Annotated in this window: 20 protein-coding genes and 2 pseudogenes; 12 read left to right on the forward strand and 10 right to left on the reverse strand. The window is 71.0% G+C overall.

The window, feature by feature from the left end:
* Positions 1 to 52: 52 nt before the first annotated feature.
* The gene (locus FBY35_RS22600; protein WP_142215817.1) at positions 53 to 1207 is read right to left on the reverse strand and encodes a nitric oxide synthase oxygenase; all 1155 of its coding nucleotides are present in this window, start codon (positions 1205 to 1207) and stop codon (positions 53 to 55) included.
* Positions 1208 to 1426: 219 nt separating this feature from the next.
* Positions 1427 to 2929: an FUSC family protein gene (locus FBY35_RS22605; protein WP_142218110.1), complete on the reverse strand. Its 1503-nt coding sequence runs from the start codon at positions 2927 to 2929 to the stop codon at positions 1427 to 1429.
* A gap of 257 nt (positions 2930 to 3186) precedes the next feature.
* On the opposite strand from FBY35_RS22605, the gene FBY35_RS22610 reads away from it, so the two are divergent.
* Entirely contained in the window at positions 3187 to 3669 is a 483-nt protein-coding gene (locus tag FBY35_RS22610; protein ID WP_142215818.1) for an Lrp/AsnC family transcriptional regulator, read from the forward strand.
* A 26-nt stretch (positions 3670 to 3695) separates the two neighbouring features.
* The gene (locus FBY35_RS22615) at positions 3696 to 4421 is read left to right on the forward strand and encodes an HAD family phosphatase (protein ID WP_142215819.1); all 726 of its coding nucleotides are present in this window, start codon (positions 3696 to 3698) and stop codon (positions 4419 to 4421) included.
* Here the strand turns inward: FBY35_RS22615 and FBY35_RS22620 are convergent.
* Entirely contained in the window at positions 4399 to 5238 is an 840-nt protein-coding gene (locus tag FBY35_RS22620; RefSeq protein ID WP_142215820.1) for an SDR family oxidoreductase, read from the reverse strand. The genes FBY35_RS22615 and FBY35_RS22620 overlap by 23 nt on opposite strands.
* Before the next feature lie 96 nt (positions 5239 to 5334).
* Between FBY35_RS22620 and FBY35_RS22625 the strand changes: the two genes are divergently transcribed.
* Positions 5335 to 5796, forward strand: a complete 462-nt coding sequence (locus FBY35_RS22625; RefSeq protein ID WP_142215821.1) for a MarR family winged helix-turn-helix transcriptional regulator — start codon at positions 5335 to 5337, stop codon at positions 5794 to 5796.
* Between the two features lie 27 nt (positions 5797 to 5823).
* Here the strand turns inward: FBY35_RS22625 and FBY35_RS22630 are convergent, their stop codons facing one another.
* Positions 5824 to 6246, reverse strand: coding sequence for a secondary thiamine-phosphate synthase enzyme YjbQ (locus tag FBY35_RS22630; RefSeq protein ID WP_142215822.1), 423 nt, complete (start codon positions 6244 to 6246; stop codon positions 5824 to 5826).
* On the opposite strand from FBY35_RS22630, the gene FBY35_RS22635 reads away from it, so the two are divergent.
* From FBY35_RS22635 to FBY35_RS22650, 4 genes and pseudogenes are all read left to right on the forward strand, one after another.
* Positions 6245 to 6796: an FAD-binding oxidoreductase gene (locus FBY35_RS22635; protein WP_142215823.1), complete on the forward strand. Its 552-nt coding sequence runs from the start codon at positions 6245 to 6247 to the stop codon at positions 6794 to 6796. The two genes, FBY35_RS22630 and FBY35_RS22635, sit on opposite strands and share 2 nt — an antisense overlap.
* Positions 6797 to 6833: 37 nt before the next feature.
* A complete protein-coding gene (locus FBY35_RS22640; protein WP_142215824.1) occupies positions 6834 to 8174 on the forward strand; it encodes a VOC family protein in 1341 nt (446 codons plus the stop codon).
* The gene (locus FBY35_RS22645) at positions 8171 to 9709 is read left to right on the forward strand and encodes an aldehyde dehydrogenase family protein (protein ID WP_142215825.1); all 1539 of its coding nucleotides are present in this window, start codon (positions 8171 to 8173) and stop codon (positions 9707 to 9709) included. The genes FBY35_RS22640 and FBY35_RS22645 overlap by 4 nt, the downstream gene beginning before the upstream one ends.
* 53 nt (positions 9710 to 9762) lie before the next feature.
* Positions 9763 to 10832 (forward strand): annotated as a pseudogene (locus FBY35_RS22650) (NAD(P)-binding domain-containing protein).
* Positions 10833 to 10838: 6 nt separating this feature from the next.
* Here FBY35_RS22650 and mltG read toward each other — a convergent pair.
* The 3 genes from mltG to FBY35_RS22665 all read right to left on the reverse strand — a co-directional run bounded on the left by mltG (position 10839) and on the right by FBY35_RS22665 (position 14200).
* Positions 10839 to 11681: an endolytic transglycosylase MltG gene (gene mltG / locus FBY35_RS22655; protein ID WP_142215826.1), complete on the reverse strand. Its 843-nt coding sequence runs from the start codon at positions 11679 to 11681 to the stop codon at positions 10839 to 10841.
* 74 nt (positions 11682 to 11755) lie between these two features.
* Positions 11756 to 12349, reverse strand: coding sequence for a hypothetical protein (locus tag FBY35_RS22660; protein WP_142215827.1), 594 nt, complete (start codon positions 12347 to 12349; stop codon positions 11756 to 11758).
* A gap of 39 nt (positions 12350 to 12388) precedes the next feature.
* Positions 12389 to 14200 (reverse strand): ABC transporter ATP-binding protein, encoded by a 1812-nt coding sequence (locus FBY35_RS22665; RefSeq protein WP_142215828.1) that lies wholly within the window; start codon positions 14198 to 14200, stop codon positions 12389 to 12391.
* 132 nt (positions 14201 to 14332) lie between these two features.
* Between FBY35_RS22665 and FBY35_RS22670 the strand changes: the two genes are divergently transcribed.
* Entirely contained in the window at positions 14333 to 14776 is a 444-nt protein-coding gene (locus FBY35_RS22670; protein WP_142215829.1) for a MarR family winged helix-turn-helix transcriptional regulator, read from the forward strand.
* 139 nt (positions 14777 to 14915) lie between these two features.
* Here the strand turns inward: FBY35_RS22670 and FBY35_RS22675 are convergent.
* Positions 14916 to 15144: pseudogene (locus FBY35_RS22675) on the reverse strand (peptide-N4-asparagine amidase); the annotation flags it as partial.
* A 156-nt stretch (positions 15145 to 15300) separates the two neighbouring features.
* On the opposite strand from FBY35_RS22675, the gene FBY35_RS22680 reads away from it, so the two are divergent.
* On the forward strand, positions 15301 to 17109 hold the full coding sequence (locus FBY35_RS22680; RefSeq protein ID WP_142215830.1) for an ABC transporter ATP-binding protein: 1809 nt from the start codon (positions 15301 to 15303) through the stop codon (positions 17107 to 17109).
* Positions 17106 to 18887 (forward strand): ABC transporter ATP-binding protein, encoded by a 1782-nt coding sequence (locus FBY35_RS22685; protein WP_142215831.1) that lies wholly within the window; start codon positions 17106 to 17108, stop codon positions 18885 to 18887. The genes FBY35_RS22680 and FBY35_RS22685 overlap by 4 nt, the downstream gene beginning before the upstream one ends.
* 13 nt (positions 18888 to 18900) lie before the next feature.
* Here the strand turns inward: FBY35_RS22685 and FBY35_RS22690 are convergent, their stop codons facing one another.
* Complete coding sequence (locus FBY35_RS22690) at positions 18901 to 19425, reverse strand: hypothetical protein (RefSeq protein ID WP_142215832.1); 525 nt, start codon at positions 19423 to 19425, stop codon at positions 18901 to 18903.
* Between the two features lie 63 nt (positions 19426 to 19488).
* Between FBY35_RS22690 and FBY35_RS22695 the strand changes: the two genes are divergently transcribed.
* Positions 19489 to 20106: an RNA polymerase sigma factor gene (locus tag FBY35_RS22695; protein WP_260848788.1), complete on the forward strand. Its 618-nt coding sequence runs from the start codon at positions 19489 to 19491 to the stop codon at positions 20104 to 20106.
* Complete coding sequence (locus FBY35_RS22700) at positions 20099 to 20761, forward strand: hypothetical protein (RefSeq protein ID WP_142215833.1); 663 nt, start codon at positions 20099 to 20101, stop codon at positions 20759 to 20761. Before FBY35_RS22695 ends, FBY35_RS22700 begins: the two co-directional genes overlap by 8 nt.
* A gap of 41 nt (positions 20762 to 20802) precedes the next feature.
* Here FBY35_RS22700 and FBY35_RS22705 read toward each other — a convergent pair whose 3' ends face one another.
* Complete coding sequence (locus FBY35_RS22705; protein WP_142215834.1) at positions 20803 to 21594, reverse strand: metal-dependent hydrolase; 792 nt, start codon at positions 21592 to 21594, stop codon at positions 20803 to 20805.
* Between the last annotated feature and the right edge of the window lie 105 nt (positions 21595 to 21699).

Here is a 21699-nt window from a genome sequence, read left to right on the forward strand (position 1 = left end):
GTCCCCTCTCCGCCTCTGATCGCTTGCTGCCGGGGCGACGGTAGCAGTCGGTCTAGACCAACTCGGTCCAGCTGCCCCCTTCGCCGCGGGCGCGCGCCTGCGCCTCGGGGTGGTGCACATAGGCGGGACGCCACTGCGTCGGGTCGTAGGTCCGGTGGAAAACGGGCGTGGCGGAGCCTGAGATCGGCGGCACGATCCACGACCAGTCGGCGCCCACGCCGCGGCCCCGGCTCTCCTCGCGTTCCATATGGGTCAGGAAGCGGCGCGATTCGGTGTGGTGGTCGGTGACGGTGACACCCGCACGGTCGAAGGAGTGCAGCACAGCGCGGTTCAGCTCGACCAGCGCCCGGTCCTTCCACAGGGAACGGTCGCTGCCGGTGTCCAGGCCCAGTCCTTCGGCGATACGCGGCAGCAGGTCGTAGCGGTCGGTGTCGGCGAGATTGCGCGCGCCGATCTCGGTGCCCATGTACCAGCCGTTGAAGGGCGCCGCCGGGTAGCAGATCCCGCCGATCTCCAGGCACATGTTCGCGATGGCAGGCACTGCGTGCCAGCGCAGCCCCAGGTCCGTGCACCAGCTCTCCTCCGGGTGATGCAGCTCCACTTCGAGCACGGCATCCCGCGGCAGCTCGAAGAAGCGCGGCTTGCCGTCGCCGTCCTCGATGACGAGGGGCAGCAGGTCGAACGGCGTGCCGGGCCCGCCCGGCCAGCCGAGCCGGAGAGCGAAGTCGGTGAGCCCGGCATTGCGCGGATCGCCGACGGCGGGCCCCTGTGCGGAGCCGTAGCCCGCGTACCGTACGAGCTGCTCGTTCCAGATCCGCGGTCCCGGTCTGCCGGGCGCGTCCGGGGCGAAGACGGTGATCAGGGGGCGTATGCGGCCGCCGTTGGTGGCCTGGCGCAGATGTTCCGCGGACTCGCGCGCCACGGAGTCGGCGTCGTCGATGTGCCGGCGATCGCGTATGCGCAGGGAGTTCCAGTAGAGGCGGCCTATGCAGCGGTTGCTGTTGCGCCAGGCCACACGCGCGCCGTAGACGAGTTCGGCCCGCGTGTGACGGTAGGTGCCGGTCTCGTCGATCTCCGTGCGTACGGCGGCGATTCGGGCTTCCGGATCCCCTGCTGCCTCCTCCTGGTGGAAGAGCCGGATGAAGTCCTCGGCCTCCTTGCGCAGTTCGCGGTCGGTGACTGAGGCGGGCGGCTCGGTGTGGCCCATCGGGCAGTGCGCCCCAGCAGATGGCGGCGGCTCCGGTTTTTCACGATGTGCTCCGTTCCGGCGCAGGTATCTGATCAGAGACTTCCGCATGGTGCGCACCCCCTGGGTTCCACAAGACGTACGTGGATGCCGCTCTGGTTACCCCTCGAACACGCTGATCTACCCTGTGTGTGCCCGTGGAATGTGCCCCGCTGGGGGGCTGGGTCGCTGTTCCCCAGGTCAGGCAGGCACGAGGGGAGCACGCGGAGAGGTACGAAGAGGCGCGTCCAGTTCACCGAGCGCCTCCTCGAGTGCCTGGAGGTGCGTGAGCGCGGCCTCGGCCCCAGGGTGGTGCGGCGGTGCCGGTACGGGGTGGATGTCAACCTTCGTCTGCCGGATGGCGGGTGGCACCAAGGCGTGTACGGCGGCCTGGACCCGGCTGCACGCGGCGGCGAGCCGTGCGTCGTGGGACGCGTCGGGGTCGGCGGCCACGGCGGTGAGGCCGCGCACCTCGCGAGCGCAGTCGTCCAGCAGCACGATCACCTGGCGGGCGCGCGCCTTGCGGGCCCGCAGCGGGCTGAGCGGGTGGACGAGCGGCGCGAGAGAGAGCCGTACGCGGCCCAGCAGAAGCTCGAGTTCGGCGGCGAGCGGCGCGGGGTCGGCCTGCTCGTCCCCCGCCAGCCTGCGCGCGGCCTCGGTGGTGCAGCCGTGGACGCAACTCAGCGCCCGCCGGATCCAGGCGTCGGTCGCGGCGTGTGTGGTCACGGGCAGGATCAGCGCGACACCGAGTGCCGCGCCGAGTGCGCCGACGGCCGTCTCCTGGAGGCGGAGCAGCAGCAGGCCCGGATGCAGGACACCGAGCAGTCCGTACAGCAGACCGGCCATGACCGTGACGAAGAACATCATCCAGCTGTACGAGGGCGCGGCCGTGTAGAAGATCCCGAAGACGCAGACCGCGACCAGGGCGGCCGTGGGCGCGGGTGCGCCCGCGACCGGGATGGCGATCAGCAGACCGGCGGCGATGCCCGTGACCGTGCCGACGACGCGGCGGAAGCCCCGTACGAGGGTCTCGCCGCGCGAGGCGGTGTTGACGAAGATCCACCAGGCGGTGCCGACCGCCCAGTACCAGCGGTCCGGCGAGAGCAGCTGCCCGGCGGCCAGCGCGACGGCGCAGGCGAAGGTCGCCTGGAGGGCCTGGCGGGTGGTGGGACGGGCGAGTCCGCTGCCGGGGAGCGGCGCGGGCGCGGCGGGCACAGGCGTTCGCCGCTCGATGCACCACAGACCGAAGCGGACGGCCGACGAGGCGGTGACGGCCAGCGCGACCGCTCCGTACAGCTCCGGCAACTGGGCCGGGAGCGCGTGCAGGAACTGGGTGACGAAGAACATCATGAAGGCGAAGATCCCCAGCGCGTGTCCGCGCGGGCCCCATCGCCTGGCGTAGACGCCGCAGAAGACCACCGCGAGCCAGGCGGCGGCGCGCGGCAGCGGCTGACCGTGCAGGACCGTCGCGAGCGCCAGCACCGGGAAACCGGCGGCGGGCAGAAGGGCGGTCGTGACCACCTGGCCGCGCACGCTGGTGTCGGCGACGGTGAACAGCGCGAGCATCGCTGCCAGACCGCCGGTGATGGAGGCAACGAGGGAGAGACCGGCGAACTGCGCGGCGGCGACCGCAAGGCCCACGCCGAGCACGGCGCGCGTCGAGACCCGCAGCCGTACGCACCCCGGATCGGGGGCGACGAACATCCTCTTCACACCGGTCAGGCTCTTCACGACGGCCGCCCCGCCCCCTTGCTGTTCGACTTCCTGCGCGGACACGTTCCGCGGACATGGCAAAGGCGCCGCGGGTCCGGTCCGGCTCCGTCGCCGTTCCGGCGCTGCGCGGCGCCATCTCTCCAAGAGGAAAGCACCACGGTGGACGTCGGCTCAACTCGATCGCAGCCTGGTGGGCCATTGGTACAGTCGAAGCGGGAAACACGGTACCGGAGGGAGGCCAACGGACCATGACGGTGGACACCCTCGACACCCGGATCCTGCGGCTGCTGATCGAGCAGCCTCGCACCAGCGTGCGTGAGTACGCCCGGATTCTGGGCATCGCTCGCGGAACCGTCCAGGCCAGGATCGACCGGATGGAGCGGGAGGGCGTGATCACAGGCAGCGGCCCCCACCTCTCCCCCGCCGCCCTCGGGCACCCGGTGCTCGCGTTCGTCCATATCGAGGTCACTCAGGGGCACCTGGACGAGGTCGGCGACGCGCTCGCCGCCGTACCCGAGATCATCGAGGCTTTCTCGATCACCGGCGGCGGGGATCTGCTCACCCGGGTTGCCGCGCGGGACAACGGTCATCTCGAAGACGTCATCCAGCGGCTCATCCAGCTGCCGGGCGTGGTGCGCACGCGCACCGAGGTGGCCCTGCGCGAGCGGGTGCCGCACCGGCTGCTGCCGCTGGTCGAGTCGGTGGGCCGGGCGGCCGGCACCTCACGGTAGAGCCGAGCCTTGGCATGCTGGAGGGCATGAGCATCGCGCGCACCCCTTCGGTCATCTTCGATCTCGACGGAACGCTCGTGGACAGCGAGCCGAACTACTACGAGGCGGGGCGCAGGCTCCTGGCGCAGCACGGCGTGAGGGACTTCGGCTGGGAGCACCACACACGGTTCATCGGCATCGGTACGCGGGACACCCTGGAGATCCTGCGCGGGGAGTACGGGATCGAGGATCCGGTCGACGAGCTGCTCGCCGGGCTGAACCGGATCTATCTGGAGCTGGCCCGGGCCTCGACGGACGTCTACCCCGAGATGCGGAAGTTCGTGGAGCTCCTGCATACGGACGGCGTGCCGATGGCGGTTGCCTCGGGCTCCTCACGCGCGGCCGTCGGGGCGGTCCTGGCGGGCACCGGTCTTGACGCGTTCATCGCCGCGACCGTCTCCGCCGAGGAGGTCGCGCGGGGCAAGCCGGAGCCCGACGCCTTTTTGGAGGCCGCGCGCCGTCTGGGTGCGGCTCCCTCCGACTGCGTGGTCCTGGAGGACGCGGCTCCGGGCGCAGCGGCGGCGCATGCGGCGGGCATGCGCTGCATCGCCGTTCCCTACGTCCCCGAGACGGCGGGAGACCCGGCGTTCGGGGCGGCGGAGCTGCTTTTCGCGGGCGGGCAGGGAGATTTCACGGCGCGGGCGGCCTACGACTGGCTTCGTTCGCCGCAGGCCCGAGACGCCCGGGGCGTCATCCGATCCAGCCGCCGGTGAGGCTCTGCACCGCCGAGCCGTCCAGGTCGGCGAGCTTCGTGCCGGTGAAAGCGCGGGCCCACTCGGAGGTCTGGACACGGAATGCGGGCCGGTCCGCCACAAGCGTCTCCAGGACGGTTTCCGCGACCTCGGCAGGGGTCTGCGCGCCGCTGAGGAACTGCGAGACGGTGCGGTCAACGTACGCCCGCAGCGCGTCGGTGTACGGGCCCGCTGCGGCGACGGCCGCCTCCGGGTCGACACCGATGTTGTTGACGAACTCGGTGGCCACGGCCCCCGGTTCGACGACGGAGACAGTCACGCCCAGCTTGGCGGCCACCGGCGCGAGGCTTTCCATGTAGCCCTCGACGGCGAACTTCGCAGCGCAGTACGCCTCGTTGAACGGCTGCCCGACGACCCCGCCCACGCTGGTGACGGTGATCAGCCGGCCACCGGACGCACGCAGGTGGGGCAGAGCGGCCTTGGAGACGTGCAGCACGCCGAAGAAGTTGACCTCCATGACCTGGCGTACATCGGCCACGGTCTCGTTCTCGAGCGTGCCGAGGTGTCCGGCGCCCGCGTTGTTGATCACTGCGTCGAGGCGGCCGTGGTCGTCGATGACGCCCTCGACCGCGGCGGCGACGGAAGCCTCGTCGGTGACGTCCAGCTGCCGGATGTCGAGCTCGACGCCCGCCTCCGCGGCCGTCTTGCGCAGCTCGTCGGCACGGCCGGTGTCGCGGAGGGTCGCCACGGTCCGCCAGCCGGCCTTGGCCGTGGCGACGGCGGCGGCGAGGCCGATGCCGGAGGAGGTGCCGGTGATCAGAACAACCTTGGAGGACATGGTGGGCCCTTTCGTCGGTGACACCGAGATTTTCAGTGCGTGTACACACACTATATCCATTCCGTGTGTGCACACGCAATAGGTAGGATCGGACCCATGGCACAAAGGAAGCTCACCCCGGCAGAGATGCCCGTGGCCGACCACGCCTTCTACGGCCTCGTCTGGGCCGGGACCGTCCTCACCGAACGTGTGGACCGCGCCCTGACCAAGGCCCACGATCTGCCGGTCTCCTGGTTCGAGGTCATGCTCTGGCTCGCCTCGAGCCCCGACCCGGTTCCGGCGTCCGTGCTGGGCAACAGCACCATGCTGAGCCGCAGCCAGGTGTCCCGCGTGGTCGATGCCCTCCAAAGCCGCGGTCTCGTCACCCGCACCCCGTCGCCGCGGGACGCGCGCTCCGTCGAGGTGGCGCTCACGCAGGAAGGACGGCGGCTCTTCGAAGAGGCCGACGCGACGCGACGCGCCTGCCTGGCGCCGGTCTTCACCGACCTCCTCGACGCAGAGGATCTCGCAGCGCTCAGCACGGTGTGGCAGAAGCTCAAGGCCAACAAGGACGCCTGAGGAAGACAGCCGGACCGGGTCGGCCGATCAGCCGAGGAACGAGAGGCGTACGTGGCGCTCCGGGTTGTCCTTGTTCGTGTCGACGAGGCACACGGACTGCCAGGTGCCGAGCTCCAGCCGTCCGCCGACGACGGGCAGGGTGGCGTGCGGCGGGACGAAGGCGGGCAGCAGGTGGTCCCTGCCGTGGCCCTGGCTGCCGTGGCGGTGCTGCCACCGGTCGTCGGCGGGCAGCACCGTGTGCAGCGCGGCGAGCAGATCGGCGTCGCTGCCCGCGCCGGTCTCGATGAGGGCGATACCGGCCGTCGCATGCGGGACGAAGACATTGAGCAGACCGTCCCTGCCGCCCGCCGCCTCCCGAAGGAACTGCTCGCAGGCGTGGGTCAGGTCGGTCACCGTCTCGGCCGAGCCGGTGGAGAGGGTCAGGGTCCTGGTGGTGAAGGGTCCGGGCATGGGTCCATCTTCTCGTCCGCACCGCAGGATCGCGCGCCCGTGCCCGCGCCGCACCCCGCCTGTTCAGCCCCCGCCGTCGCTCCCTGCGCAGCGCTTCGATGAGCACCTCCACGGACGGCCGCCCCCGCGCGGCGGCCCGCACAGCCACCACCACAACGACCGAGCGGACGGGCTGGTCCTCGGGCTGTCCGACCAGCTCCAGGAGCCGGGATTCGGGCGGGAGTTCAGCCGGGAGTGGCTGGAGCCGTTCCGTGAGGCGGCCGCGCGGCGGGCTCCGGCGCTCGCCGGTCTCCGGGCCAGAAGCGGCTGGGCGGGGTTGTACGAGATGACGCCCGACCGCAATGCGCTGATCGGCCGGTCGGGCGATGTGGACGGCGTCCTGTATGCCACCGGATTCTCCGGGCACGGGTTTCTGCAGGCGCCCGCGGTCGGCGAGGTCGTGCGTGATCTGTATCTGGACCGGACCCCGTTCCTCGATGTGGGCCCGCTGTCCGCGGCCCGCTTCGAGGGGCGGGCCGCGGACGTCCGCCCCGAGGCCCACATCATCTGACCCTCGCACGACCGGTAAGGGAGGGAAGGAGGACGCAATGCTCCCCACCTGGTGGCTGCGGGCCGCGTTCGCCCGTCGGCTCTCCGACATGTACGGGGCGGAAGTCCCGGCCTACACGACGCTTCTCCAGGTGTCGGTGCAGGTCAACGACGAGGTCATTGGCAGGGACGGTGACGCGGGACGGCTCGGCGGCATCGAGCGGGTCACGGCCGAGCGGCACGGCGCCATCCGTGTGGGTACGCCGCGCGAGATGCGCCAGGTCGCCCAGATCTTCGCCGCTCTCGGTATGCGGCCGGTGGGCTTCTACGATCTGCGCGAGGCGGCGGCGAGCTCGGTACCGGTCGTGTCCACCGCGTTCCGGCCGATCGACGCCGAAGAGCTGGAGCGCAACCCCTTCCGCGTCTTCACCTCGATGCTCACCACCGCCGACCGACGGTTCTTCGACGCGGATCTTCAGGCGCGCCTCGAATCGTTCCTGGGCAGGCGTGAGCTCTTCCCGCCCGAGCTCCTGGACCTCGCGGCGCGCGCGGAGCGGGAGCAGGGACTCGACGAACGGTCCGCCGAGCGCTTCCTCACCTTGGCGGTTGCCGCCTTCGAGCTCTCACCGGAGCCGGTGGACCGCGCCTGGTACACCGAACTGGAGCGGATCTCCGCCGTCGCCGCCGACATCGGAGGCGTGGCGAGCACCCACATCAATCACCTCACACCGCGGGTTCTCGACATCGACGAGCTCTACCGGCGCATGGGCGAGCGCGGTATCACGATGATCGACCGGATCCAGGGCCCGCCTCGCTGGAATGGTCCGGATGTGCTGCTGCGTCAGACGTCGTTCCGGGCGCTGGCCGAAGGGCGTCGTTTCCGCGAGCCGGACGGCAGCATCACACAGGGGGCGCTGCGGGTGCGCTTCGGCGAGGTCGAGGCGCGCGGCATCGCGCTGACCCGGGCGGGCCGTGCTCTCTACGACGAGCTGACCGGTGAGCCGGCCGAGGTGTGGGAGGAGCGGTTCCCCCGTACGGAAGGTCAACTGGCCGTCCAGCAGCGAGCGTTCTTCCGCTACGAACAGCGCGGCGACCGGCCCCGCGACGGCCGCACCCCGCCGGACGATCTCGCGGGGCTCCTCGACGGGCACTGGGTGAACGCCCGTCCCATCGTCTACGAGGACTTCCTCCCCAAGTCGGCCGCCGGGATCTTCCAGTCGAACCTCTCCGACGAGGGCACCAGAAACGCAGCCGCCCTGGGCACCCACTACGACCAGCAGTGGCTCTCCGGCGTACTGGAGCGCCCCGTCCACGACCCCTTCGACCTCTACGCCGCTCAGCAGGACAGCTCACTTCGCCAGGCCCGCGAGGCCCTCGGACTCCCCAAGGACAGACCGTGACCAGCACCGGCACCACACTTCCCGACAACGACTCGCTGCGCGCCCGGGCTCGCGAGAGCCTGCTCGGCTGCGGCGCCGAACTGCCCACCGGCGGCGGCGATGTCATCGCCCGTACGCCGCTGACGGGCACCACTTTGTTCACCCTGCCCGCGACAACGCCCGAACAGGCAGACGCGGCGATCGGCGCGGCGGACGCGGCGTTCCGCGAGTGGCGCACGATCCCGGCGCCACAGCGCGGGGCGCTGGTCAAGCGTCTTGGTGAGCTGCTCGGCGAGCACAAGGAGCAGCTGGCCGACCTCGTCACCATCGACGCGGGCAAGATCCGTTCCGAGGCGCTCGGCGAAGTGCAGGAAATGATCGACATCTGTGAGTTCGCGGTCGGCCTCTCCCGGCAGCTGTACGGGCGCACCATGGCATCCGAGCGTCCCGGTCACCGCCTTTCGGAGAGCTGGCACCCGCTCGGCGTAGTGGGCGTGATCTCCGCGTTCAACTTCCCGGTGGCGGTGTGGGCGTGGAACACCGCGATCGCTCTGGTCTGCGGTGACACGGTGGTCTGGAAGCCGTCGGAGCTCACCCCGCTGACCGCCGTGGCCTGCGACGCCCTGCTGGCGCGCGCCGCCGCCGATGCCGGTGCGCCGGCCGGTGTGCACGGGCTGCTGCTGGGTGGCCGCGAGACGGGCGAGCGGCTGGTCGACGACGAGCGGGTCGCGCTGGTCAGCGCGACGGGTTCGGTACGGATGGGCCGCGAGGTCGGCCCGCGTGTGGCCTCGCGCTTCGGCCGCTGTCTGCTCGAACTGGGAGGCAACAACGCGGCGATCGTCACGCCCTCCGCCGATCTCGACCTCTCGGTGCGCGGGATCGTGTTCTCCGCGGCGGGCACAGCGGGCCAGCGCTGCACCACCCTGCGCCGGCTGATCATCCACGAGGACATCGCGGACCAGTTGGTGGAAAGGATCGTCCACGCGTACGGCCGGCTGCCGGTCGGCGACCCGTTCCAGGAGGGCACCCTTGTGGGACCGCTGATCTCGGGCACGGCCCACCGGGCGATGACGGAGGCGCTGGCGGCGGCCGAGGCGGACGGCGGGAAGATCCTGACCGGCGGTGACCGGCAGCTGGGCGAGCAGGCGCCCGATGCCGTATACGTCCGGCCCGCCGTGGTGCGGATGCCCGCGCAGACGGATGTCGTACGCCGGGAGACGTTTGCGCCGATCCTCTATGTGCTTACGTACCGGACCTTTCAGGAGGCTGTGGCGCTGCAGAACGGGGTCCCGCAGGGCCTGTCCTCCAGCATCTTCACGCAGGACCAGCGGGAGGCGGAGCGCTTCCTCGCGGCGGACGGCTCCGACTGCGGTATCGCCAACGTCAACATCGGCACATCCGGCGCCGAGATCGGCGGGGCGTTCGGCGGCGAGAAGGAGACCGGCGGCGGGCGCGAGTCGGGTTCCGACGCGTGGCGGGCGTACATGAGGCGGACGACGAACACGGTGAACTACTCCGACAGCCTGCCGCTCGCCCAGGGGGTGAACTTCCTGTAGGGCCCCGGTCAGAGATCGGGAAGATCCACACACCCCGCAAGGTTGGTAGAAAGGTGAACAACTTCGGGGTACGTGACGTGGACGTGGTCGTCATAGGCGCCGGACAGGCAGGACTGTCCGGCGCCTACCACCTGCAGCGCGCCGGGCTCCTGCCGGACCGCGATTTCGTGGTGCTGGACCATGCCCCGCGGGCCGGGGGTGCCTGGCAGTTCCGCTGGCCGTCCCTCACCTACGGCAAGGTGCACGGCATGCACGCGCTGCCGGGCATGGAACTGACCGGTGCGGATGAGGGGCGCCCCTCCTCCGAAGTGATCGGCGCGTACTTCACCGCGTACGAGAAGCGCTTCGATCTGCGCGTACACCGCCCGGTCGCGGTGACGGCCGTACGCGACGGCGGAGGCGAGGGCGGGCGGCTGCTCGTCGAGACCTCGGAGGGGACCTGGGCGGCGCGGGCACTGATCAACGCGACGGGCACCTGGGACCGTCCGTTCTGGCCGCGCTACCCGGGTCAGGAGACCTTCCGGGGGCGCCAGTTGCACACGGTGGACTATCCGGGACCCGAGGAGTTCGCCGGGAAGCGCGTGATCGTGGTGGGCGGCGGGGCGTCGGGCACCCAGCATCTGATGGAGATCGCGGAGTTCGCGGCGGACACCACCTGGGTCACACGGCGGCAGCCCGTCTTCCGCGAGGGCCCCTTCGACGAGGACGCCGGGCGCGCGGCCGTCGCCATGGTCGAGCAGCGGGTACGCCGCGGACTGCCGCCGCAGAGCGCGGTCTCGGTGACCGGGCTGCCCCTCAACGACTCCGTACACCGCGCCCGCGAGTCGGGCGTCCTGGACCGGCTGCCGATGTTCGACCGGATCACGCCGACGGGCGCACCGTGGAGGCGGACGTGATCCTCTGGGCGACAGGATTCCGCGCGGCGATCGACCATCTCGCGCCGCTGAAACTGCGCGAGCGGGGTGGCGGCATCCGGGTGGACGGCACCCGCGCGGTACGGGACGCCCGCGTCCATCTCGTCGGATACGGGCCTTCCGCCTCGACGATCGGCGCCAACCGCGCGGGACGGGCGGCGGTCCGCGAGATCAAGCAACTGCTGGAGCGCGAACCCGCCCTGGCCTGATGCCCGTCAATTGCCGGCGCTCGCGCTGCTGCGCCTGACGTTGAACTCCGCGACGTTGCGTCGATGCTCCTGGTAACTCGCCGTGAAGCGCGTGTCCCCCGGCCCCACGGTGACGAAGTAGAGCCAGTCGCCGGGCGGCGGGTTGATCGCCGCGTGCATGGCCTGCTCCCCCGGGTTGTCGATGGGGGTCGGCGGCAGCCCGCGGCGCTGGTAGCTGTTGTACGGGCTGTTGATGCGGGTGTCGGCGGCCGTGGTGTCCAGCGTGCTGCGGTTCAGGGCGTAGTTGAGGGTCGAGTCCATCTGCAGCGGCATCCCCTTCGCAAGCCGGTTGTAGATGACGCGGGCGACCTTCCCCATGTCCCCGGGGGTGTCGGCCTCGGCCTGCACGATGCTGGCGATGCTCACTGTCTGATAGACCGTCATCCCGCTGCGCTGGGCCCCCTTGCTGATCCGATCGGCCCCGAACCGCTGATGAGCCGTGTTGACCATGTAGCTGAGCAGGCTCTGCGGAGTGGACCTGGAGTCGACGGGATACGTGGCCGGGAAGAGGTAGCCCTCGGGATTGCCCCGGGCGTCGGCCGGGAGCTTCAGCCGCGCCGTGCCGACCACCTTCGCCGTGGCGCCCGGCGCCTGGTCCAGGGCCTTGTCGATCGCCGTGTAGACCTGGGTGGCGCGCCAGCCCTCGGGGACCAGAAGCGCCTTCTCCTCCTTCTGGCCCCCGTTCAGCAGCAGCGGCACCAGCACTGCGACCGCCGCGACGACAACGGCGGTCACCGTGAGCACGAGTCGGCCCCGGCGGGTCAGCCGGAACCTGCGTCCGGGCCGCGCCGACGACGGTTCGTTCTTCATACAGGCACGCTAACCCGGGGCTCGCCCCGTTCCCGGCACCAGGCGCCGGCCGACACTTGGCTGTGCCGCGCCGCTCAGGGAGCGAAAGGCGGCAGCGCGGCGAACTCGGGCACCACCTTGACCGCCCCGGCGAGCGCGTCGAGCGTGCGTCGCACTCGGCTCAGCGGGTGGTCGGGGAACTGCGCGTCCCACTGCGCGTGGTCGGCGGCATGGAAGGGCAGACCACCCTGCACCTCCGGCGCGTAGGGGTGCGGCCGGAAGTACTTGTCATGGCCGACCTGCGCCATCACCATGGCCTCCCGCATCCCCGTCATGCCCCGCTCCGGTGCCTGGATCTTCACCACGGTGCTGCACGTCGCGCGAGGCACGGTGAAGCTGCCGATGAACGCCTGGCCGCTGGGCTGTCCGGGCAGCGGCAGCTTCAGTATCTGCTTCAGCGCGGGCAGCGGGCCGAGCGGCTTCACCGACGCCTCGATCAGGCCACCACCCGCCTGGGCGGTCAGGCGGGTGAGCCCGGCGCGCAGCGAGGGACCGTCGTCGAGCGAGGCCGGCAGGTCCGGCGGCAGTCCCAAGAAGTGCAGGGACAGCACATCGCCTTCGTCGTTGACCCAGACGTCCTGATCGACGGGCCGGTATCCGGGCAGTTCCACGCCGAGGAGAGCTCTCATGGGCGGTGATCATGCCGCACCCGGACGGGCGACGGTCCGTCAGGGTCCGACCGGGGCCAACCGGGCGTCCCTGCGGACCAGTTCGGCATAGCGGCCGTCCCGGTCGAGCAGTTCCTCGTGGCTGCCACGCTCGGCTATGCGCCCCGAGTCGAGGACCACGATCTGGTCGGCGTCCCTGACCGTGGAGAGCCGGTGGGCGATGGTGATCGTGGTCCGGCCGGCCGAGAGCGCGTCGATCGCCTGCTGCACGGCATGCTCCGTACGGGTGTCGAGCGCGCTGGTCGCCTCGTCGAGGATGAGGACGGGCGGGTCGCGCAGAATCGTCCTGGCGATGGCGAGGCGCTGTTTCTCGCCGCCGGAGAAGCGGTAGCCACGCTCCCCGACCAGGGTGTCGTAACCGTCGGGCAGTGATGCGATGTGGTCGTGGATCTGCGCGGCGCGGGCTGCCGCCTCCATCTCTGCCTGGGTCGCGTCCGGCTTGGCGAAGCGCAGATTCTCGGCGACGGAGGCGTGGAAGAGATACGTCTCCTGGGAGACGACTCCCACGGCCCGGGCGAGACTGTCGAAGTCGAGCTCCCGGACATCGACACCGTCTATCGTGACGCTGCCACCCGTGACGTCGTACAGCCGCGGGACAAGGTAGCTGAGCGTGGACTTGCCGGAGCCGGTCGGGCCGACGACGGCGAGGCTTCCGCCCGCCGGGACGGCCACGTCGATCCTGTCGAGCGTCGGCCGCGCCTGCTTGTCGTCGTACACGAAGTCGACCTCCTCGAACCGGACTTCGCCGCGGATCTTCTCCAGCCGGACCGGCTTCTCGGGTTCGGTGATGTCCACCGGCAGGTCGAGATACTCGAAGATCCGCTGGAAGAGCGCGAGCGAGGTCTGCATCTGCACTCCGGTGGAGAGCAGGCTCACGGCGGGGCGGAACAGGCCCTGCTGGAGCGAGACGAAGGCGACGAGCGTGCCGATCGATATGGCGGGCCCGCCCGACTGGACGGCGAGTCCCGCGGCCCAGTAGACGAGGGCGGGCATGGCGGCCATGACGATGCCGATGGTGGACATCCGCCACCGCCCGGCCATGCTGGAGCGCACTTCGAGGTCGACGAGCCGTTCGGACTCCTCGGCGAACGACCGGGTGAGCGAGTCGGCCCGGCCCATGGTGCGGCCGAGCAGGATGCCGCTGACGGAGAGGGACTCGGTGACGGTGGCGGCCATGGCGGCCATCTGCTTCTGGCGCTGCGTGGTGATCTTCTTGCGCTCACGGCCGACCCGGCGGCTGATCCAGACGAACAACGGCAGCAGGAGCAGCGAGACGGTGGTGAGCCGCCAGTCGAGCGCCAGCATCGCTACGACGGTGGCGACCACGGCCGTGAGGTTGGAGACCAGGGAGGTCGCCGTCGAGGTCACGGTCGCCTGCATTCCGCCGATGTCGTTGGCGATGCGCGACTGGACCTCTCCGGTGCGGGTTCTGGTGAAGAACGCGAGCGGCATGCGCTGGAGCTGGGCGTAGACGGCGGTGCGCAGATCGTGCATGACACGCTGGCCGACGGTGGTGGAGATCAGCGTCTGGAGCACGCCGAAGACGCTCGTCGTCACCGCGGTGAGGATCATGCCGAGGGCGAGCAGGCTGAGCAGCCCGGTGCGGCCCTGCGGAATGGCGGTGTCGAGGATCTCGCGCAGCAGGAACGGCGAGGCGACCGAGACGAGCGAGGCGGCTCCGACGAGCAGGCCGACGAGGGCGAGACGGCCGCGGTAGGGGCGGAAGAGCCGCAGGATACGCCGCACTTCGGCGGGCGGTTGCTCCCGATCGCGGGGTGGTGGTGTCCAGTTGGACTCGGCGTCGATACGCATGGGCTCCTTTGACCAGGGGCGAGACGGCAGGGACGGTGAGACAGCGGATGAGCAGATACAGCAAAGATTTCGAGAGCATAGCTCACTGTTACCTGTATTCACAATGAGCCCTGTCCTGATATTGTCCCCGCCATGAGCACCGACCCCGACGGCCTGCTGGCCGAGCAGCTCCTGCGGCTGACCCGACGGCTGCACCGCAGCCAGAAGCGCCAGCTGGAGTCGGCCGACATCGCGATCACACCCGCCCAGTCCCGCCTCCTGCGCACCCTCGCGCATTACGACGAGCCGCCCCGCATGGCCGATCTCGCGGCCCGGCTGGAGGTGGTCCCGCGCGCCGTGACCAGCCTGGTCGACGGCTTGGAGGCAAGCGGCTGCGTCCGCCGCGCACCCGACCCGACCAATCGCCGGGTGATCCGGATCGAGCTCACCGACACCGGCCTGGCCACGCTCCGGGCGCTGCGCAGCGCGCGCCGGGCGGCGGCCGAGGACGTTCTGGCTCCCCTGACCTCCGACCAGCGCGAGGTGCTCGGCGGACTGCTGTCCACCCTGGTCGACGGGGCGGGACCACGCTGCTGACGAGCCGCAGCCGCTGCGGCGGACTGCGCGCCGGGCGATCCGCGAGGTGGCGGCTCCCGTCGCGGCGCGCAGCCCGCTCGTGCTTCCGGAACCCAAGCGGGTGATCCGCCGCTGTCCGAGCGACGAGAGCGTCACCAGCGGTGGGCATGTACAGCGTGAAATCGCGGAACTGCGCCTCGGCGAGCGTCACATGACAGGACTTCGTGTCCGGGTGGTCGACGGGTGGCGCGGCGGTCACCGGATCGTGTTCAGTCGGTTCCGAATTCTACAGGTGGCTCATCGGCCGCGGCGGCGGGCCCGGCGCCGAGCAGCGATCCGGCCGCCAGCACGAGACCGGCGAGCATGGACATGATCTGTCGTTGTCTCATGCGCCAGGAGTGAAGCCTGCGGCGGGTCCCAGGGCCATAGCCCGTGTTCGATCTTGGCGGGTTGTGTGTGCTGCCGCACGAAAATCGATTGCGGGGCGGGGCTCCGAAAGGCGAACCTTGCACGGTTTCTGCCGCACTTTCGAGCTCTGGGACATCATGCAGATTCGCGATCTTCCATATCCCGACCCTGGTGTGGCCGATGCCAGGTCCGGGCCGCGTTTCCTGCTCTGGCTCGGGCGGAATCAGCTGGGCGGACAATTCAAGGCGCTGGCCTGGGGTCTGCTGCACTTCTGCGGTGTCGCTGGACTGCCGCTGGGCGTCGGCCGGGCCGTCCAGGCGGTCGTGGACCGCTCCGGCAGTGCCCTGGCAGTCGCAGGTGCGCTGATCGTCCTGTGCGGCGTTGCGATCACCTTCGGCGACACGATGCTGCACCGCGCCGCCGTCACCAACTGGATCACGGCCGCCGCACGGGTCCAGCAACTGCTGGCCCGTAAGGCGGCCGAGCTGGGCTCGGCGCTGACCCGACGGGTCGCGGCCGGCGAGGTGGTCGCGGTCTCCACGGGCGACGTGGAGAAGATCGGCTGGTTCGTCGAGGCGGTCTCGCGCTTCGCTGCCGCCGCCCTCACGGTGCTTCTGGTCTGCGTCGGCCTCGTCCTGTACGTACCGGCGCTGGGCACGGTAGTCGCGATCGGTGTCCCCGTGCTGGCTCTGGCGGTGCTGCCGCTGCTCCCGCGCGCCACCCGGCGCGCCGACATCCAGCGCGAGAAGGCGGGCAGGGCCACCGAGCTGGCCTCGGACACTGTCGCGGGACTGCGGGTCCTGCGGGGCATCGGCGGCGAGGAGCTGTTCCTCGGCCGCTACCGTCAGGCCTCCCAGGAGGTGCGCCGAGCGGCTGTCCGCAGTGCCCGCATGTGGTCGCTGATCTCGGCGATCCAGGTGCTGCTGCCGGGCCTGCTGCTGATCGCGGTCGTCTGGTACGGAGCCGGGCTCGCCCGGGACGGCCGGATCGAGGTCGGTGAACTGGTCACCGCCTTCAGCGCGGTGACGCTCCTGATGTACCCGTTGCGGCACTTCGAGGAGATCGCCATGTCGTACTCCTTCTCGCGGCCGTCCGCGAAACGGGCCGCGCGAGTGCTGTCACTGCGGCGGGCGACCGAACCCTCCGGCGTGGAGTACGGCCGGCCGAGCGGCGACCTGTACGACCCCGCCACCGGCGTCCTCGCGCCCGCGAGCCGGTTCACGGCCGTGGTGTGCGGCGACCCGGACGCGGCCGGACTGCTCGCCGAACGACTCGGCGGGCATCCGGCGGCCGACGTGGCGGGCGCGCCGTCCGTGCTGCTCGGCGGAGTGCCGCTGGACGACCTGGCGCTGGACGAGGCCCGTGCCGCCGTCCTCGTCCAGGACAAGGATCCGGTGCTGCTCTCCGGCACACTGCTGGAGCTCCTCGACGTCCCCTCGTCCGGGAAGGTGTCCGCCGAGGACGCCCTGCGGGCCGCGCAGTGCGGCGATGTGCTGGACGCGCTCGCCCAGGCGTCCGCCGACACCGACGGCGACCCGATGCGCACGCGGATCACCGAGCGCGGACGGTCGCTGTCCGGCGGGCAGCGCCAACGGCTCGCCCTGGCCCGGTCCCTGGTCAGCGACCCCGAAGTACTGGTCCTCGACGAGCCCACCTCCGCCGTGGACTCGCACACGGAGGCGCGGATCGCTGAGGGCATCAGGCGGCTGCGTACTGGCCGCACCACGGTTGTGTTCGCCTCCTCACCGCTGCTGCTGGACCGCGCGGACCGGGTGGTGTTCGTGCACGACGGCACGGTGGCCGCGGTCGGTCCGCACCGCGAACTGCTGCACACCGCGGCCGGCTACCGGGCGGTCGTCACCCGCGAGACCGAGGAAGAACAGCTCGGCGGCATCACCGCCACCGACGAACTGGAAGCACTGGAAGAGATCGAGGAGTCGGCATGATCGGCGTGGCGCCACCGGCGTACGACCCGGCGGCCCCGGAGACGGCTGCGACCCTGCCCGTCGGCACACCGGCGACCGTTCGGGCGTACGTCCGCGAACTGCTGCGACGGCACCGCAGGGACTTTGTGCTGCTGGTCTCGGTCAACGCCGTCGCGGTGATCGCCTCGATGGCCGGTCCCTATCTGCTGGGCCGGCTCGTCCAGGACCTGACGGACGGGGTGCGCGATCTCCATCTGGAGCGCACCGCCGCACTGTTCGCACTCGCGCTGGTCGTCCAGACCGTGTTCGTGCGGCTGATGCGGCTGCGCGGCGCGATGCTCGGCGAGGAGATGCTGGCGGACCTGCGCGAGGACTTCCTCGTGCGGTCGGTCGGGCTGCCCCCCGGTGTGCTGGAGCGGGCCGGTACGGGTGATCTGCTCTCCCGTATCACCACCGACATCGACCGGCTGGCCAACGCCATGCGCGAAGCCGTGCCGCAGCTGGCGATCGGTGTGGTCTGGGCTGCGCTGCTGATCGGCGCGCTCACCGTGACCGCGCCACCGCTGGCGCTCGCGGTGCTCGTCGCCGTTCCGGTGCTGGTGATCGGCTGCCGCTGGTACTTCAGGCGGGCGCCCTCGGCGTACCGCTCGGAGGCCGCCGGGTACGCGGCGGTGGCCGCGACACTGGCCGAGACCGTCGACGCCGGGCGGACCGTCGAGGCGCACCGACTCGGCGGGCGCCGGGTGGCACTGTCCGAGCAGCGGATCAGGGAGTGGACCGCCTGGGAGCGCTACACCCTCTACCTGCGGTCGGTGCTCTTCCCCGTCATCAACGTGACTCATGTGACGATCCTCTGCTCCGTGCTGCTGATCGGCGGCGCCTTCGTCCTTCAGGACTGGATCAGCGTCGGGCAGCTGACGACGGGCGCTCTGCTCGCGCAGATGCTGGTCGACCCGGTCAACCTGATCCTGCGCTGGTACGACGAACTCCAGGTCGCCCAGGTGTCGATCGCGCGGCTCGTCGGCGTGCGCGACATCGAACCGGACGCGGGCGATGCGTGCGTCGTGCCGGACGGCCGCGATGTCCGGGCGGACGAGGTGCACTTCGGCTACCGCGAAGGCGTGGACGTCCTGCACCAGGTGTCCCTGGCGGTGCCGCCGGGCACCCGGCTCGCCCTCGTCGGCCCTTCCGGCGCGGGCAAGTCGACGCTGGGCCGTCTGCTCGCGGGCATCTACGCCCCGCGGGCCGGACAGATCACGCTCGGCGCCGCCGAGCTGTCCCGGATGCCCGCCGAGCGCGTCCGGGAACATGTCGCCCTGGTCAACCAGGAGCACCACGTCTTCGTGGGCTCCCTCCGCGACAACCTGCTGCTGGCCCGTAGGGGCGCGTCCGACGCCGAGCTGCTGGCGGCGCTCGGCGCGGTCGACGCGGACTCGTGGTCGCAGGGACTGGACGACGGCCTGGACACCGAGGTCGGCTCGGGCGGCTTCGCCCTCACCCCGGCCCAGGCCCAGCAGATCGCGCTGGCCCGCCTGGTGCTCGCGGACCCGCACACGCTGGTCCTGGACGAGGCGACGTCACTGCTCGACCCGCGGGCGGCCCGCCATCTGGAGCGCTCGCTGTCGCGTGTCCTGGACGGTCGCACGGTGGTGGCCATCGCCCACCGCCTGCACACCGCGCACGACGCGGACGTGATCGCGGTGGTGGAGGACGGCCGGATCAGCGAACTGGGCAGCCATGACGCGCTGGTGGCGGCGGACGGGGCGTATGCGGCGCTGTGGCGGTCCTGGCACGGGTGAGCGGGGCCTCGGGTCAGTAGCCGTATTCGCCCTGACTAGGGGATGCAGGTGCCTTCTTGACCGCGTTGCCCTGCGCGTCGATGACATACCAGACCTTGGCGATGCCCTGACCCTTCACGTCTCCGGCCGAGTCGTCGCGCGCGTAGTAGTAGAGGGGGTGACCGGCGTACGTCGCCTGGGCCTTCCCGGCCACGTCCGTGGTGTTGATCAGGCTCTCTTTGGCGCCGGCACCTGCCTTGGGCTTGCCCTCCAAGGGGGGCCACAGTTTCAGGCACTGTGCGTCGCACTTCATCGAGTTCGTGTTCTTGCCGTCCGCGGTGAACAGATAGAGGGTGCGGCCCTTGCCGTCGACGAGGATGTCGCCGAGCGAGGTTTCGGCGATCTTGACGGTGGATGTGCCGCTGACCGTGGAGGTCCCCCTGACCGTGGAGGTGTCGCCGGCGCTCGATCCGCTGCCGCCGCCCCCGTTCCCGCAGGCAGCGAGTCCGACAGACGCAGCGAAAACGAGCGCGACCGCCGCGATGGTGCTCCTGCTCATGGTGTGCCGTCCCTTCCTTGACCCTCGTTGTACGCAGGGGCGGGGGCAACGGATTGCGCGGCGGTGCAATCCCTTCCCGGCGCGGTGACGTATCTATGCGATGTGGAGCTGTTCTCGCGCGCGGACCGTACGGACGACGCCTCACTGCTCGCCGGGCTCGCCATCGGCGACGAGGCGGCGTCGACCGCCTTCGTACGCCGCTTCCAGGGCGCGGTGTACGGCCTCGCGCTGTCGGTGACGGCTGAGGCGGGTCTGGCCGAGGACATCAGCCAGGAGGTGTTCGTACGGGCCTGGCGCGCCGCCGGGAGCTACGACGCACGGCGCGCTTCGGTGCTGACCTGGCTGCTGACCATCACGCGCAACGCCGCGATCGACGCGGTGCGGATCCGGCGGCCGACTCCCGTTCTGGACGACACCCTCGATCGGCTGATCGGTGCGACGCTTCAGGCCGAGGGCCCGGAGCAGCTCGCCCTCCGTGCCGTCGAGAGCAGACACGCCGCCGAACGGCTCCGCTCGCTGCCCACCGAGCAGGCCCGGGCCGTTGTGCTCGCCGTCATCGGCGGGTGCACCGCCGCCGAGGTCGGACGGCACGAGAACGTTCCGCTCGGCACCGCCAAGACCCGTATCCGTACGGGCCTGCGCAGGCTGCGTGACTCGCTCAGGGAGGAGAGCCGTGACTGACAGCCACCTGGGCGAGGAACAGCTGGTCGCCCTCGCGCTCGGCGATCTTCCGGACGAGCAGACGGCGATGCTGGAGCATCTGCGCGCCTGCCAGGTGTGCCGGACGGCGTACGAGGAGATCTCGGGTGCCGTGGACGCCGTGCTGCCCGCCGCGCCGGCCGTCCCACCCCCCGCGGGCTTCGACGCCAGGGTTCTGGAACGGCTCGATGTGAAGGGCCGCGCCGGCCCCGCGAGCCCCGTGCCGCGCCGCTCGCGCCGGATCGCGCTGCTGGTCGCCGCGGCCGCGGCGGCCGTCGGGCTCGGCGTCGGCTCGGCGGTCACGGCGAGCCTCGTCGACCGGGACCAGGCTTCCGTCGCGGTGAGCGAGGACGGCGCACGGCTCGTGACCCGCACCGGGTCCACGGTCGGCACGGTCGAGCCGAGCCGGGCCGGGGCCGAGCGGGTCGTCGTCATGCATGTCACCGACGCGCCACCTGGCATGCACTACTCGTGCCGACTCGTGCTGAAGGACGGCACGGCCCGTGCCGCGGGCTCCTGGTGGGTGCCCGACTCCGGTCGCGCGACATGGATCGCCTACGGCTCGGCGAACGCGATCGACCGCGTGGAGCTGGTCGCCGACGACGGCAGCGTGTGGTCCCACGCCGACCTGAACTGAATGAGCGAACTCACCGGACAGCTCGCCGGACAATGAGCTCGCTAGATGTAGCCCAGCGCGGCCGCGCCGCCCGCTCCGCCGAGCACCATGAACACCGGCATCAGCACCTTCAGCTCGATCCAGCTCCCGGCCCGGAACCGCATCGCCTTCGGCGGGCCCAGCGGGTACCAGCGCTTGCGGCCGACGGGGATGGGCCACAGGATCGGGCAGCCCGAGACCGTCAGCGCGTCGCCGATGTCGTGCACGAGCGCGCCCAGCACGATCGGCAGGCCCAGCCACAGGTACTCCTGGCCGGGGGCCGTGAACAGCCAGTCCGCGCCATTGCCCGGCTTGTCGAGCACTCCCGCCAGGATCCACGCGCTCGTGGCGCCGAGCAGCCAGACCAGTACATCGCTGGAGACCCGTGCCGCCCGCCACAGCAGGCCCTCCACCGCGAGCACCAGATGGATGAAGAGGATCACGAGGACCGCCCACCGGCCTCCGAAGATGGCCAGCGCCGAGGTGCCCCCGCCGATCAGGACCGCCCACAGCCAGGTGTGCGTGAGCGTGCGATGGCCGCCGGTCCTGCGCTTGTCGCCCTGCATCCTTGTCGCTTTGTAGACGGCGTACGACAGCTTGTCGACGACCTCGCACAGTCCGCGCGAGAGGGGCCCGAAGGCCCGCGAGATCGTTGCCGCCTTGTGGTCGAGATCCGGCGCCAGCGCCGCGCCGGCGCATATCAGCGCTCCGACGACGAGGACCGGCCACGGCATCGGATGGCCGGCGGCGGCTGTCGCCGCGCCCACCCCCAGCCAGGCAGCCGCCCCGGACAGTGAGTGCGCCGGTCCCATCATGTGCGTTTCCCGCCCCATTGCTCTTGTGGTGAAGCCCAGTTGACAGGGCAGCGTATCGCCCGTGATCTTGCCGTCGGCGTCCGGTTCCCTGATCCGGGGTGAAGG

It is taken from the genome of Streptomyces sp. SLBN-118, from assembly GCF_006715635.1.
Lineage (GTDB): Bacteria > Actinomycetota > Actinomycetes > Streptomycetales > Streptomycetaceae > Streptomyces.

Excerpts from the sequence above, each read along its gene's own strand:
- FBY35_RS22600 (WP_142215817.1), bottom strand. The coding sequence starts at position 1,207 with ATGGGCCACACCGAGCCGCCCGCCTCAGTCACCGACCGCGAACTGCGC.
- FBY35_RS22605 (WP_142218110.1), bottom strand. The coding sequence starts at position 2,929 with ATGTTCGTCGCCCCCGATCCGGGGTGCGTACGGCTGCGGGTCTCGACG.
- FBY35_RS22610 (WP_142215818.1), top strand. The coding sequence starts at position 3,187 with ATGACGGTGGACACCCTCGACACCCGGATCCTGCGGCTGCTGATCGAG.
- FBY35_RS22615 (WP_142215819.1), top strand. The coding sequence starts at position 3,696 with ATGAGCATCGCGCGCACCCCTTCGGTCATCTTCGATCTCGACGGAACG.
- FBY35_RS22620 (WP_142215820.1), bottom strand. The coding sequence starts at position 5,238 with ATGTCCTCCAAGGTTGTTCTGATCACCGGCACCTCCTCCGGCATCGGC.
- FBY35_RS22625 (WP_142215821.1), top strand. The coding sequence starts at position 5,335 with ATGGCACAAAGGAAGCTCACCCCGGCAGAGATGCCCGTGGCCGACCAC.
- FBY35_RS22635 (WP_142215823.1), top strand. The coding sequence starts at position 6,245 with ATGGGTCCATCTTCTCGTCCGCACCGCAGGATCGCGCGCCCGTGCCCG.
- FBY35_RS22630 (WP_142215822.1), bottom strand. The coding sequence starts at position 6,246 with ATGCCCGGACCCTTCACCACCAGGACCCTGACCCTCTCCACCGGCTCG.
- FBY35_RS22640 (WP_142215824.1), top strand. The coding sequence starts at position 6,834 with ATGCTCCCCACCTGGTGGCTGCGGGCCGCGTTCGCCCGTCGGCTCTCC.
- mltG (WP_142215826.1), bottom strand. The coding sequence starts at position 11,681 with ATGAAGAACGAACCGTCGTCGGCGCGGCCCGGACGCAGGTTCCGGCTG.
- FBY35_RS22660 (WP_142215827.1), bottom strand. The coding sequence starts at position 12,349 with ATGAGAGCTCTCCTCGGCGTGGAACTGCCCGGATACCGGCCCGTCGAT.
- FBY35_RS22665 (WP_142215828.1), bottom strand. The coding sequence starts at position 14,200 with ATGCGTATCGACGCCGAGTCCAACTGGACACCACCACCCCGCGATCGG.
- FBY35_RS22670 (WP_142215829.1), top strand. The coding sequence starts at position 14,333 with ATGAGCACCGACCCCGACGGCCTGCTGGCCGAGCAGCTCCTGCGGCTG.
- FBY35_RS22680 (WP_142215830.1), top strand. The coding sequence starts at position 15,301 with ATGCAGATTCGCGATCTTCCATATCCCGACCCTGGTGTGGCCGATGCC.
- FBY35_RS22685 (WP_142215831.1), top strand. The coding sequence starts at position 17,106 with ATGATCGGCGTGGCGCCACCGGCGTACGACCCGGCGGCCCCGGAGACG.
- FBY35_RS22690 (WP_142215832.1), bottom strand. The coding sequence starts at position 19,425 with ATGAGCAGGAGCACCATCGCGGCGGTCGCGCTCGTTTTCGCTGCGTCT.
- FBY35_RS22705 (WP_142215834.1), bottom strand. The coding sequence starts at position 21,594 with ATGATGGGACCGGCGCACTCACTGTCCGGGGCGGCTGCCTGGCTGGGG.